Here is a 13397-nt window from a genome sequence, read left to right on the forward strand (position 1 = left end):
CATGGACGCTACTGTCACCCTGGAGCGCCGCAACGCTGCGCTGAACATGCCCGACAGCCGCGTGCTGTCGGTGGACGATCTCAGCGTGCGCTTCCGCACGCCGGACCGCACGGTCGACGCCGTGCGCAACCTGGCCTTCGACGTGGACCGTGGCCGCACCCTGGCCATCGTCGGCGAATCGGGCTCGGGCAAGTCCGTCACCTCGCTGGCGCTGATGCGGCTGATCGAGTACGGCGGCGGCCAGATCGCCGGCGGCAGCGCCATGCTGCGCCGGCGCAACGGCCAGGTGCTGGACTTGATGCAGGCCGACAAGGCCCAGATGCGCGCCGTGCGCGGCGCCGACATCGCGATGATCTTCCAGGAGCCCATGACCTCCCTGAACCCGGTGTTCACGGTCGGCGAGCAGATCGCCGAATCCGTGCGCACGCACCAGGGCAAGGACCGTGCAGCCGCCAGCGCCGAGGCGCTGCGCATGCTGGAGCTGGTGCGCATCCCCGAGGCGCGCAACGTGCTGGGCCGCTACCCGCACCAGCTCTCGGGCGGCATGCGCCAGCGCGTGATGATCGCGATGGCGCTGTCGTGCAAGCCGCAGCTGCTGATCGCCGACGAGCCCACCACCGCACTGGACGTGACCATCCAGGCCCAGATCCTGCGGCTGATCCGCCAGCTGCAGGAAGACATGGACATGGGCGTGATCTTCATCACGCACGACATGGGCGTGGTGGCCGAGGTGGCGGACCGCGTGCTCGTGATGTTCCGCGGCGACCGCGTGGAGGAGGGCACGACCGACGACGTGTTCGCGCGTCCCAAGCATGCCTACACGCGGGCCCTGCTGTCGGCCGTGCCGCGCCTGGGCGCCATGCAGGGCACGGATCTGCCGCGGCCCTTCGAGCTGTTGCAGGTCGACGGCGCGCCGGCGCCCGAGCCGGCGCTGCTGACCGACACCCGCACGCCAGGCGCCGCGCCCGTGCTGCGCGTGAAGAACCTGGTCACGCGCTTCGACCTCAAGAATGGCATGTTCGGCAAGGCCACGCGCCGCGTGCACGCGGTCGAGCAGGTGAGCTTCGACCTGCGCCCGGGCGAGACGCTGGCCGTGGTCGGCGAATCGGGCTGCGGCAAGTCGACCACGGGCCGCTCGCTGCTGCGCCTGGTGGAAAGCCAGGGCGGCGCCATCGAGTTCGGCGGCCGCAACATCCTCGACCTGCCGGTGAACCAGGTGCAGGCGCTGCGCCGCGACATCCAGTTCATCTTCCAGGATCCATTCGCCTCGCTGGACCCGCGCAAGACCGTGGGCTTCTCGCTGGCCGAGCCGCTCATGGTGCACAGGATCGGCACGCCGGCCGAGCGCGAGGCCAAGGTGCAGTGGCTCTTGCAGAAGGTGCAGCTGCCGCCCGAGGCCGCGCAGCGCCACCCGCACGAGTTCTCGGGCGGCCAGCGCCAGCGCATCGCGATCGCGCGCGCGCTCGCGCTGGAGCCCAAGGTCATCGTGGCCGACGAATCGGTCTCGGCGCTGGACGTCTCCATCCAGGCCCAGATCGTCAACCTCATGATGCAGCTGCAGCGCGAGATGGGCGTGGCGATCCTGTTCATCTCGCACGACATGGCCGTGGTCGAGCGCATCAGCCACCGCGTGGCCGTGATGTTCCTGGGGCAGATCGTGGAGATCGGCCCGCGCCGCGCGGTGTTCGAGAATCCCCAGCACGCCTACACGCGGCGCCTGATGGCGGCCGTGCCCGTGGCCGACCCACAGAGAAGACATGCCAAGCGAGCGCTGATCGAGGGCGAGATCCCAAGCCCCATCCGCGCCGTGGGCGACGAGCCCGTGGTGCAGCCGCTGGTGGAGGTCGGCCCCGGCCACTTCGTCGCGCGCCACCCCATTGCCGGAGGCTTTTGATATGGAACCAACCCCCACGCTTCCCCGCTTCGCGAGGTCCGCTGCCCCCCGAGGGGGCGCGTCAGTGACTTCGGGCGGCCGGGCGTCACTGACATGAACGACACCATCCTCGACACCCGCTACAAGGGCTTTCCCCGCACCTCGCCGCCGCTCGCGCGCAGCGCCATCGGCCAGGCGGGCTGGCATGTGCTGGACGGCCGGCTGCCGCTGCCGCTGGCCGTCATCAAGCGTAGCGCGCTCGCCCACAACCTGGCCTGGATGCAGGCCTTCGTGCGCGAGCGCGGCATCGAGCTCGCACCGCACGGCAAGACCACCATGTCGCCCGAGCTGTTCTCGCGCCAGCTGGCAGCCGGCGCCTGGGGCCTGACCTTCGCCACCGTCACGCAGCTGGCCGTGGGCGTGGCGGCCGGCGCGCGCCGCACGCTGATCGCCAACCAGGTCGTGACCGACGACGACCTGGCCGGCATCCAGGCGTTGCTGGCGAAGCACGCCGGCCTGCGCGTGGTGTTCCTGGTCGATTCGCTGGCCCAGCTCGCGTTGATCGCAGCGTGGTCCGCGGCCCACCCGGGCAGCCAGCCCTTCGAGGTCATGCTGGAGGTCGGCGTGCCCGGCGCCCGCACGGGCTGCCGCACGCAGGACGAGGCGGCCACACTGGCCCGTGCGCTGAAGGCGAGCCCCGCTGTGCGCCTGGCCGGCATCGAGTGCTACGAGGGCGGCGGCGCCACCGGCCGCAGCGACCACGACGCCGCCTACGCCGACGCACTCATGACGCGCGTGGAAGCCATCGCCCGGCTCTGCGCCGACGAGGCCCTGTTCGAGAACGACGAGGTGCTGCTCTCGGCCGGCGGCTCGGCCATCTTTGACCTCGTGGCCGACCGCCTGAAGCCCGCGCTGGGCCGGCCCGTGCGCGGCCTGCTGCGCTCGGGCTGCTATGTCACGCACGACCATGGCAACTACAAGCGCCTCTTGGCCTCGGTGGCCGAGCGCTGTGGCTGCACCGAGACGCTGCTGCCCGCGCTGGAGGTCTGGGCGGCCGTGCAGTCGCGCCCCGAACCCGGCCTGGCCATCCTGACCTGCGGCCGGCGCGACATCTCCTACGACCTGGAGATGCCGATCCCGTTCGCGCGCGCGCCGCGCGGCGTGATGGCGCCGCAGGCCATTCCCGCCAGCTGGACCATCTCGGCGCTGAACGACCAGCACGCCTACCTGCGCTGGGACGCTGCCGACGAGGCCAGCGCCCCGGTCGTCGGCGAGCGCATCGGCCTGGGCATTTCGCACCCCTGTACCACTTTCGACAAATGGCACTGGATGCCCATCGTCGAGGACGACTACCGCGTGACGGATGCCGTCACGCTGCACTTCTGATGAACACCACGCCCTCCCTGCTCGAACGCATCGCGCTGGCCCGTGAGGCGGCGCCGGCCACGCGCCGCGCCATCCTGCAGGCCATGCTCGAAGACCCCGACCGCACGCTGGAGGAGAGCTTCGAGCAGTTGGCCGAGCGCAGCGGCAGTTCGGTGCCCACCATCATGCGCACCTGCCGCGACCTCGGCTTCGCCGGCCTGCGCGAGTTCAAACTCGCGCTGGCGCAGGAGCTCGCGCTGGGCGGCTCGCCGCTGCACCGCCGCGTGAACATCGCCGACGCCGCCGACGAGGTGGTCGGCAAGATCGCGCGCAGCGCCGCCGCCTCGGTGGCCGGCGTGCGCAACCAGCTCGACATGGCGGTGCTGCAGGCCGCGGTGGACGCCATCGCCGGCGCCACGCACATCGACATCGTCGGCGCCGGCAACACCTCGTGGTTCATGGCGACCGACCTGCAGGCCCGGCTGTTCCGCCTGGGCCTGTCGGCCACGGCCTGGGCCGACTACCACCTGCAGCAGGTGGCGGCCGGGGCGCAGAAGGCCGGTGGCGTGGTCATCGCGATCACGCACGTGGGCGGCATGCCCAGCCTGCTCGACGCGGTGGACATCGCGCGCGCCCAGGGCGCCAAGGTGGTCGCCATCACGCGGCCCGGCACGCCGCTGGCTGCGCGCGCCGACTGGCTGCTGGGCCTGACCGTGCCCGACGACGCCGTGATGCACGTGGGCATCGACGCCTACCTCGTGCACCTGACGCTGATCGAGGTGCTGACCGTGCTGGTCGCCCAGCGTGTGGGCGAGCCGGCCGTGCGCCGCCTGCGCGGCGTGCGCGAGGCGCTGCAGCGCCATGGCGTGGACGTGCGGACCCATCCGCTGCAGAGCTGGGACGGCGATGGAGTGCAACGTGGCTGAATCCACCCTGTTCGAGAACGGCCTCATCGTCGACGGCTCGGGCGGCCCCTCCTGGACCGGCGACATGCTGCTCGTGGACGGCCGCATCGCCGCGCTGGGCGTCGGCTTGCGTCAGCGCCTGCCCGCGGGCCTGGACCTCGCCGACGTGGCGGTGCTCGACTGCCGCGGCCAGGCCGTGGCGCCCGGCTTCATCGACTGCCACACGCACGACGACGCCATCGTGCTGCACACACCCGAGTACCTAGCCAAGCTGTCGCAGGGCATCACCACCGTGGTGACCGGCAACTGCGGCATCTCGCTGGCGCCCTATGCCACGGCCCAGGCCAGGCCGCCGCTCACGCTGCTGGGTCCCGAATCTTTCCGCTACGCCACGCTGGCCGCCTACCGCGAGGCCGTGCAGGCCGCGCAGCCCGCGCTCAACGTGGCCGCGCTGATCGGCCACACCACGCTGCGCTTCGCGGCCATGGACGACCTCACGCGGGCCGCGACCGCCGACGAGCGCGCCACCATGGCCGCGCTGCTCGACACCGCCATGGCCGATGGCGCGCTGGGCCTGTCGTCCGGCCTGTTCTACGAGGAGGCGTTCGCGGCGCCGGCCGACGAAGTGACGGACCTGGCCCGCGTCGTCGCGCGCCACGGCGGCGTCTACGCGACGCACCTGCGCAGCGAGATGCAGACCATCCTCGAGGCCATGCACGAGGCGGGCGACTGCGCCTTCGAGGCCGGTGTGCCGCTCGTGCTCTCGCACCACAAGTGCGCGGGTCCCACGCAGTGGGGCCGCACGCGCGAGACGCTGCCGCTGATCGACCAACTGGCGAAGCGGCAGGACGTGGCACTGGACGTCTATCCCTATGTCGCCGGCTCCACCGTGCTGCGCGAAGACCTGGTCGACGGCGTCATCGACGTGCTGTTGACCTGGAGCGACACCCACCCCGAGTTCACGGGCCGCCTCGTGGCCGACATCGCGGCCGAGTGGGGCGTGGACCAGAAGACCGCGGCGCGCCGGCTCATGCCGGGCGGCGCCTGCTACTTCCAGATGCGCGAGGACGACGTGGAGCGCGTGATCGCCCATCCGCTGGCCATGGTCGGCAGCGACGGCCTGCCGCACGATCGGCACCCGCACCCGCGGCTGTGGGGCGCGTTCCCGCGCGTGTTCGCGCGCTACTGGCGCGGCCGCGGCCTGTTCACGCTGGAGCAGACCGTGCACAAGATGACCGGCATGACGGCGAAGAACTTCCGCCTCGCGGGCCGAGGCCTGCTGCGCGCGGGCCATGCGGGCGACGTGGTGGTGTTCGACCCCGCGCGCATCGCCGACATGGCGACCTACGACAAGCCGGTGCAGGCCAGCGTGGGCGTGGTGGCGGTCTACGTGAACGGGCGCTGCGCTTACCGCGAGGGCGCGCTGGAGGTGCTCGCACGCGAAGGCCGCATGCTGGAGCGCGGCCAGATCTGAGCGCGCCGGGCCCGCGCCGGGCAGTGCGCGGGCCCTATCTCGCAACCATTTGTGACCATTCGCGCACAGATGTCGCTTTCATTCGTATATTCAGCGCCCCAATCAGACAGGAGACAAAGGCATGCGCCACGGCTCGCTCTTTCCATCGTCCCGGTTGTGGCGCGGCGCCGCCCAGGCGGCACTGGCGCTCTCGCTCGGTGCGGCTGGCGCTGGCGCCTGGGCCGCGCCCTCCATCCTGTTCATCGGCAACAGCTTCACCTATGGCCAGGGTTCGGCCGTGCAGACCTACATGCCGAACACCGTGACCGACCTGAACGGCACCAATGTCGGCGGCATACCGGCGCTGTTCAAGGCCTTCACGCAGCAGGCCGGGCTCAGCTACGACGTGAGCCTGGAGACTGTCGGCGGCAGCGGCCTGGACCTGCACTACAACACCAAGCAGGCCCTGATCGACAAGCCATGGGACAACGTGGTGATGCACACTTTCAGCACGCTGGACGCCGCCAACCCCGGCGACCCCACCAAGCTGCTGCAGTACTCCAGCCTGCTGGCCGACATGTTCGTCGCGCAGAACGCGGACGTGAACGTGCAACTGATGGCGACCTGGTCGCGGGCCGACCAGACGTATCCGGTCGGGCGCCACTGGTACGGCCAATCCATCTACCAGATGGCGCTGGACGTGTACGCGGGCTATGCGCTGGCGGACGCGGCGTCCGACAACATCCACGGCGTGATCCCCGTGGGCCTGGCCTGGAACATGGCCATGGCGGAAGGCTTCGCCGACCTCAATCCCTACGACGGCATCGCGCCCGGCCTGGTCAACCTGTGGGCCAGCGACAGCTACCACGCCAGCCAGTACGGCAGCTACCTGGAAGCCCTGGTGGTCTTCGGCCAGGTCACCGGGCTGGACCCGCGCAGCCTGGGTTCCTCCGAGACTGCGGCGGCTGCGCTGGGCATCACCGGTGCGCAGGCACGGACGATGCAGGAACTGGCCTACCGGCAGCTGGCGTCGTCCGAGGTGCCGGAGCCGGCCAGCGCCCTGCTGGTGCTGAGCGGCGGGCTCGCCATGCTGTGGCTGCGCCGCCGCCCGCGCTGAGCCTGATCAGCCGGCCTGCCCGGCGCAGTTCTGCGGCGCCACCGCGTTGCGGCGCGCATGGGCGCGCGCATTCGACAGCGCCCAGAAGTACACGGCCAGCCCGGCCATGGCCAGCGCCACGCCGACCCAGCCCGTGGAGGTCCAGCCGAAGCCCGCGCTGATGGCCACGCCGCCGAGCCAGGCGCCCACCGCGTTGGCCACGTTGAAGGCCGAGTGGTTGAGCGCGGCGGCCAGGGTCTGCGCGTCGCCCGCCACGTCCATCAGGCGCACCTGCAGCGCCGGGCCGATGGCCACGATGGTGCCTACCATGAAGAGGTTCAGCGCGGCCGTGACCGGGTGGTGTGCCATCAGCGTGAACAGCGCCAACACCCCGCCAGCCCACACCAGCATCACGCCGATGGTGCGCATCAGCGCGCGGTCCGCCAGGCGTGCGCCGGCCAGGTTGCCGGCCACCATGCCCAGGCCGAACAAGGCCAGCACCACGGGCACCCAGGACAAGGGCATGCCGGCCACTTCGAGCAGCGTGGGCTTGATGTAGCTGAACACCGCGAACATGCCGCCGAAGCCGATGGCGCCGATGCCCAGCGTGAGCCAGACCTGGGGCTTGGCCAGCGCGCCGAGTTCGCGCAGCGGGCTGGCGCCCGCGTCGGGCCGCAGGTCGGGCACGTTGCGCTGCACCAGCACAGCGGCGGCCAGCGCGATCGCACCGACCAGCACGAAGGCCGCGCGCCAGCCCAGCCACTGCCCCAGCGCCGCGGCGATGGGCACGCCGACCAGCGTGGCACTGGTCAGGCCCAGCATCACGAGGCCGACGGCCTGGGCGCGGCGCCCGGGCGGCGCCAGCGCGGCCGCCACCAGGGCGGCCACGCCGAAGTAGGTGCCGTGCGGCAAACCGGCCGCGAAGCGCAGCAGGATCAGCGACCAGTAGCCCGGCGCCGCGGCGCTGGCGAAGTTGCCGAGCGCGAACACCGCCATCAGTGCCACCAGCAGCGCGCGCCGGCCCATGCCGGCGGCCAGCACCGCGAGCACCGGCGCGCCGATCACCACGCCCAGCGCGTAGGCGCTGATCACGTGGCCGGCCTGCGGGATGGTGGCGCCGATGTCGGCCGCCACTTCGGGCAGCAGGCCCATGACCACGAACTCGCCGGTACCGATGGCGAAGCCGCCCACGCCGAGCGAGAAGACGGCGCGGGCAAAGCCCGAGGCGGCGGCAGGCGTGGCCGTGCCGCCGGCGGTGGTGGGGATGCTGTTCAAGACGGGGACTCCTGGGCGCGGACCGCGTTGCGCGGCCGGGTCTGCGGGCATTCCTAGGGAAAACCCGAGGCGCGGACCTTACCACGCGAGGCGGTTTCGTGCAGCCGCGTTCAGCGTTGCGGCGCTGCTTCCCAGCGCGCAGTGGCCCAGCGCAAGGGATTCCAGCCCGGTGCGCGTGCAACCTGCACGGCGCCCTCTGGCAGGTTCCAGCGCAGCGCGGCCAACTGTTGGCCGTCGGCTGCGATGACTTCGTTGCCGTCGGGTGCGCCCAGACGTTCGGTCAGCATGCCGACCGCATGGTGGTGTTCCCACCAGGGCACGAGCAGGTCCACCGACTGCAGCCGGCCGTCCTGCCAGCGGGCGCGCAGCAGTGCGGCGGGCACGCCGTTGGCCGTGGCCAGGGCGGTTTCGCAGACGCTGGCCTCGCCCTGCGCCTGGCAGGGCAGCGGCGGGCCGCCCAGCTGCCGGGCCAGCGTGGCAGCGTCCAGCGCGGGCGAGAGGCGGGCGTAGTCCAGCGTGACATCGGCGCGCGCACCGCCGCCGGTCCAGCGCGCCAGCTGGGCCGGCAGGTCGGCGCGGCCCGTCCACAACAGGCCGGCCAGCACGAGCAGTGCGGCCAGCAGCAGCGCTCCGCTGCGGCGCGGGCGGGGTTCAGGGTTGGGCTTGGGGGGCACGCGCAGGCTTTCGGGTCATGGGAACGGGCACGCGCCGCACGGCGTCGGCCAGCTCGCGCATGGCCAGCTGCATCTGGCCGGACAGCTGCGCCAGCTGCGCCGCGGCGTCGGCCGGCAGGCCAGGGTCGCGCCGCAGCATGGCCTGCTCCAGCGCCAGCGAGCGGGTGGTGACCGCGCAGATCTGCAGGTACATGTGGACCAGGCGGCCGCTCTGCTCCCAGCGCGGCACGCGCAGCGGCGCCAGTTCCTCGGTGATGGCGCTGCAGGCCGGGCCGATGCTGCGCTCGGCGTTCTGCAGGAACACCGGCTGGCGGATCTCGCCGCGCTGCAGACGCTGCGCTTCCAAGGCCATCTGGCGAAAACCCTGGTCGAAGCGGCGCGCGACCTCGGGCAGCAGTTCCTGCGCGGCGTACACCTGGGCATGCCAGACCCGCGGCACCGGCGTGGCCAGCACGGCGTAGCCGACCGCGGCCACCGCCAGCAGGCCCATGGCGGCGGCGCGCTTGCGGCGCCGGCTGGCCGCGGCCTGCCGGTCGATCGGCGCCAGCAGCACCAGCCCCAGCAGCATGCCGCAGGCCAGGCCGCCGACGTGGGCGGCGTTGTCCACATTCTCCTGCGTGAAGCCGTGCAGCAGCGAGTAGCCGATGAAGAAGCCCAGGCCGGTCCACAGCCGGCGCAAATTGGTGGCCGGCACCAGATGGCGGTAGTGCCAGCTGGCCGTGACCAGCGCGCCCAGCACGCCGAACACCGCACCCGAGGCACCGACCGAAACCGAGTTCTGGGCCGCGTAGTGCAGGCTGGCGGCGCCGCCGGCCAGTGCGCTGGCGCCGTAGACCAGCGTGAACTGGCCATTGCCGAGCAGCCGGCACAGCTGCTTGCCGGCTTCCCACAGGCCCAGCATGTTGAAGGTCAGGTGCACGATGCCGCCGTGCAGGAAGGCGGCCGTCAGCAGCCGCCACCACTGGCCGTCCAGCACCACGGCCGAGGCCGCGTTCGCGCCCCAGGCGAACAGTTCGGGCGATGCTGGCCGTGTCGGGCTCAGGCCGGCGGCCCAGTTCATGGCCCAGACCAGCACATTGGCCGCTACCACGGCGTAGAGCGCCCAGGGCGTGGGCACCAGCGTGTCCAGGTGGCTCTCGAAGGCGTCTTCGTCGCGCATGGCGCGGCGGCTGGCGGCCACGCCGACGCCGGCCTGCTGGCGCAGCAGGTCAAGCCGGGCGTGGATGGCGTCGTGGGCGATGTCCTGCTGGCGCCGGCTCAGCAGGTGCAGGCTCAGGCGCGGGCGCGCCGGGTTGTGGCGCCACCAGCCCTGCGGGCGGTCCGGGTGCTCTGCGTCGGGACGGCGCTGCAGCCGCAGCATGCCGCTGCGGTCCAGCGTGGCATCTTCCAGCGCGTCCCAGGGCACGGGCGGCTGCAGCGCGGCCCCGGAGACGCCGCGTGCGTCCAGCCGCAGCACCGGCGCATGGCTTGCCGCCTGGCGCCACAGGCCGCGGGCCATCCACAGGCAGGGCAATAGCACGCTGGCGGCGGCCATCAGCCGCCAGGGCAGGGCGCTGGCGCGCATCTGGCTGTCCAGGGCCCAGGCCAGGCACAGGCCGCCCAGCACCAGCAGCGCGGCCTGCCCCCAGGCACGCCCCCGGTGCCGCGGCGCGAATTCGAGCGGTGTGAACAGCCCGGTGTCGGCTGCGTCCTGCTGCGCCATCAGCCGAACAGGTCGGGCGCAGTCTGCGGCGGCGTCACGCCCAGGTGGCGGAACGCGGCCTGCGTGGCGATGCGTCCGCGCGGCGTGCGCTGCAGAAAGCCCTGCTGGATCAGGTAGGGCTCGATCACGTCCTCGATGGTGCCGGACTCCTCGCCGATGCTGGCGGCGATGTTGTCCAGGCCCACGGGGCCTCCGTCGAAACGGTGGATCACGGCCTCCAGCAGCTTGCGGTCCATCACGTCGAAGCCCTGCGGGTCGACATCGAGCAGCGCCAGTGCGCGGTTGGCGATGTCCTGCGTGATGGTGCCGTCGCCCTTCACGTCGGCGTAGTCGCGCACGCGGCGCAGCAGCCGGTTGGCGATGCGCGGCGTGCCGCGCGAGCGCGTGGCGATCTCCAGTGCGCCCTGTGCTTCGATCGGCACCCTGAGCAGCCCGGCGCTGCGCGTGACGATGCGCGACAGCTCCTCGGCCGTGTAGAACTCCAGCCGTGCGACGATGCCGAAGCGGTCGCGCAGCGGGTTGGTCAGCATGCCGGCGCGCGTGGTGGCGCCGACCAGGGTGAACGGCTGCAGATCGAGCTTGATGCTGCGCGCGGCCGGGCCCTCGCCGATCATGATGTCGATCTGGTAGTCCTCCAGCGCCGGGTAGAGGATTTCCTCGACCAGCGGGCTGAGCCGGTGGATCTCGTCGATGAACAGCACGTCGTTCTTTTCGAGATTGGTCAGCAGCGCCGCCAGATCCTTGGGCTTCTCGAGCACCGGGCCGCTGGTCTGGCGCATGTTCACGCCGAGCTCCTGGGCGATGATGTGCGACAGCGTGGTCTTGCCCAGGCCTGGCGGGCCGAACAGCAGCACGTGGTCCAGCGCCTCGGCGCGCTTCCTGGCCGCGCCGATGAAGATCTCCAGCTGCTCGCGCGCCTTGGCCTGGCCAACGTACTCGTCGAGCAGCTTGGGGCGCAGCGCGCGCTCGATCGCCTCTTCATTGGGCGAGGCGGGCGCGGCCGACACCACACGGCGCTCCGGCGGCATGGCGAAGTTGTCAGTCTGGATGGACACGGGGCAGGCGCAGGGAAAAAGCAGGCACGAAAACGGGCACTATAGCCCGGCATCCGGCCGGTTTGCGGACGCCATTTGCACATTGCCGCGCTCAAGTCGCGGCCATCCGCGCCGATACAGCAGCAGGGTGCCGCCAGCGCCATCCACCCACCATGCCCATTGCCTTGCCATCGCCCCGTTTTCTCCTCGCCGTGTTGCTGGGCGGCGCGCTGGCGTCCGTGGGCCCCGTGGCCTGGGCGCAGCCGACCCAGGGCGGCAACGAACGCATGTCGCAGCAGCTGCGCGAGGCCATCGAGCGCGCCAACAGCCAGCGCACCGCGCCGACCAAGCGACCGGCCAAGGGCGAGCCACCGCCGGCTGCGCCGACGCCCAGCGTGACCGTCAACGTGGGGCAGGGCGGCGCCTTGCGCGTGGTCCCCACGCCGCCCACTGCCCCGAGTGCACCCAGGGCCGCGGCCTCCACCCCGGCGCGCAAGGCCCAGGCCACCGCCCAGGACGAGGTGCCGCCACAGCGGACCGCACCCGCCGCCGCACCCGCGCTGGCACGCACCGCCAGCGCCGCGCCGTCGGCGACCGCCCGGACGCCGGCGCGCGCCAGCGAGGAGCAGGTCCAGCGCCAGTACGAGCGTGCCCGGGCCATCGCGCTGGGCCTGCCGATCCCGGTCCAGGCCCGCCTGCCGCGCGACGGTGCGCTGCCCGAGGAGCGCAAGCCCGCGGCCCCGCCGCCGCCCTGGTCGTACAGCGGCCCGGGCGGCCCGCAGGCCTGGGCGCGCCTGCAGCCCGAGTACCAGCTGTGCGGCAGCGGGCAGCGCCAGTCGCCCATCCACATCGAGGAATCGGCGGCCTTGCAGGGACCGAACGAGGCACTGGGTTTCGACTACCGCCCCAGCACCGGCACCGTGGTGCACGACGGGCGCACCATCCGCGTCGAGGTGCAGGGCGAGAATGTGCTGCAGGTGCGCGGCAGCAGCTGGCGGCTGGAGTCCTTCGACTTCCAGCACCCGGCCGGGGAGGTGATCAACCACGGCGGCTTCGCCATGGGCGTGCACCTGGTGCACCGCAACGCCCAGGGCCAGACCGCCATCGTCGCCGTGCTGCTGCAGCCTGGCGAGGAGAACCCGTTCATCGACCGGGTCTGGACCTACATCCCGCTGGACGCTGGCGACATGGTGCGCATGCCGCTGGCCTGGCTGGACCTCTCCACGCTGCTGCCCAAGGACCAGCGCTACTACCAGTTCTTCGGCTCGCTGACCCAGCCGCCCTGCACCGAGGGCGTGCTGTGGATGGTGCTCAAGCAGCCCGTGACGCTGAGCGCCGACCAACTGCGGCTGTTCGCGCAGATGTTCCCGGCCAACGCCCGGCCGGTGCAGGCGCTGAACGGACGCATCGTGCGCGACGCGCAGTAGCGCTGATCCATCAGCAGGTGTTGATTTCTGCGCCCGTCTCGGCGCGGCCAATCAGAGGGGAAAACCCGTACAGCCGGCGACCATCGATGCGCTGAGACTGATGCATCGAGAAAGGAATCCCATGAAGACCATGAGAAAGCTGCTGGCTGCGCTGACGGGCCTGGTGCTGCTGTGCGGTGCAGCCCTGGCGCAGGACAAGGTTGTCTACCACATCGACAACGCCGCGGCGCAGGCCACCAAGGGGCTGCGCAACATCCGCAACCACCTGGACGTGGCACCGGACACCACCATCGTGGTGGTCACGCATGCCGAAGGCATCGACTTCCTGATGGAGGGCGCGCGCGATGCGAAGAACCCCGACATCGACTACGGCGCGCTGGTCAGTGCGCTGAAAGCGCGGGGCGTGCGCTTCGAGATCTGCGAGATCACGCTGCGCAACCGCAATCTCAAGAAGGACCAGTTCACCATGGACGCGGAGTTCACGCCCTCCGGCGTGGTGCGCGTGGCGCGGCTGCAGGCGCGCGAGGGCTACGCCTACCTCAAGCCCTGAGCACCACCGTCCCGTGCCGCGCCTGCGCAAAAATCCGGGTGCG

The 13397-nt window shown here is 71.7% G+C and carries 11 protein-coding genes; 7 read left to right on the forward strand and 4 right to left on the reverse strand.

Annotation, left to right across the window (positions count from 1 at the left end; all coding sequences use genetic code 11):
• The first annotated feature begins 1 nt into the window (after position 1).
• From ASF45_RS12555 to ASF45_RS12575, 5 genes are all read left to right on the forward strand, one after another.
• The gene (locus ASF45_RS12555; protein ID WP_056662347.1) at positions 2-1894 is read left to right on the forward strand and encodes a dipeptide ABC transporter ATP-binding protein; all 1893 of its coding nucleotides are present in this window, start codon (positions 2-4) and stop codon (positions 1892-1894) included.
• A 93-nt stretch (positions 1895-1987) separates the two neighbouring features.
• Positions 1988-3259, forward strand: a complete 1272-nt coding sequence (locus ASF45_RS12560; RefSeq protein ID WP_056662350.1) for an amino acid deaminase — start codon at positions 1988-1990, stop codon at positions 3257-3259.
• Entirely contained in the window at positions 3259-4164 is a 906-nt protein-coding gene (locus ASF45_RS12565) for a MurR/RpiR family transcriptional regulator (protein WP_056662353.1), read from the forward strand. The genes ASF45_RS12560 and ASF45_RS12565 overlap by 1 nt, the downstream gene beginning before the upstream one ends.
• Positions 4145-5617: an amidohydrolase family protein gene (locus ASF45_RS12570; protein ID WP_056662356.1), complete on the forward strand. Its 1473-nt coding sequence runs from the start codon at positions 4145-4147 to the stop codon at positions 5615-5617. Before ASF45_RS12565 ends, ASF45_RS12570 begins: the two co-directional genes overlap by 20 nt.
• Positions 5618-5738: 121 nt before the next feature.
• Positions 5739-6713 carry a PEP-CTERM sorting domain-containing protein gene (locus tag ASF45_RS12575; protein WP_056662359.1) on the forward strand — a complete coding sequence of 325 codons (975 nt, stop codon included), beginning with the start codon at positions 5739-5741 and terminating at the stop codon, positions 6711-6713.
• 6 nt (positions 6714-6719) lie between these two features.
• On the opposite strand, the gene ASF45_RS12580 is transcribed toward ASF45_RS12575, so the two are convergent.
• From ASF45_RS12580 to ruvB, 4 genes are read right to left on the reverse strand one after another with little or no spacing between them, the layout of a single operon-like run.
• Positions 6720-8018: an MFS transporter gene (locus ASF45_RS12580; protein WP_056662362.1), complete on the reverse strand. Its 1299-nt coding sequence runs from the start codon at positions 8016-8018 to the stop codon at positions 6720-6722.
• Between the two features lie 59 nt (positions 8019-8077).
• Positions 8078-8641, reverse strand: a complete 564-nt coding sequence (locus ASF45_RS12585; RefSeq protein WP_056662366.1) for a hypothetical protein — start codon at positions 8639-8641, stop codon at positions 8078-8080.
• Positions 8619-10343, reverse strand: coding sequence for a rhomboid family intramembrane serine protease (locus ASF45_RS12590; protein ID WP_056662368.1), 1725 nt, complete (start codon positions 10341-10343; stop codon positions 8619-8621). The genes ASF45_RS12585 and ASF45_RS12590 overlap by 23 nt, the downstream gene beginning before the upstream one ends.
• Positions 10343-11398: a Holliday junction branch migration DNA helicase RuvB gene (gene ruvB / locus ASF45_RS12595; RefSeq protein WP_056662371.1), complete on the reverse strand. Its 1056-nt coding sequence runs from the start codon at positions 11396-11398 to the stop codon at positions 10343-10345. Before ruvB ends, ASF45_RS12590 begins: the two co-directional genes overlap by 1 nt.
• A 152-nt stretch (positions 11399-11550) precedes the next feature.
• Here ruvB and ASF45_RS34485 point away from each other — a divergent pair, with 152 nt between their 5' ends.
• Together ASF45_RS34485 and ASF45_RS12605 are read left to right on the forward strand one after the other, a co-directional pair.
• Positions 11551-12804 carry a carbonic anhydrase gene (locus ASF45_RS34485; protein ID WP_156472977.1) on the forward strand — a complete coding sequence of 418 codons (1254 nt, stop codon included), beginning with the start codon at positions 11551-11553 and terminating at the stop codon, positions 12802-12804.
• 130 nt (positions 12805-12934) lie between these two features.
• Positions 12935-13354, forward strand: coding sequence for a DsrE family protein (locus ASF45_RS12605; RefSeq protein ID WP_082551007.1), 420 nt, complete (start codon positions 12935-12937; stop codon positions 13352-13354).
• Positions 13355-13397: the final 43 nt, after the last annotated feature.

This window comes from Pseudorhodoferax sp. Leaf265 (genome assembly GCF_001422365.1).
In the GTDB taxonomy this organism is placed as follows: Bacteria; Pseudomonadota; Gammaproteobacteria; order Burkholderiales; family Burkholderiaceae_C; genus Pseudorhodoferax.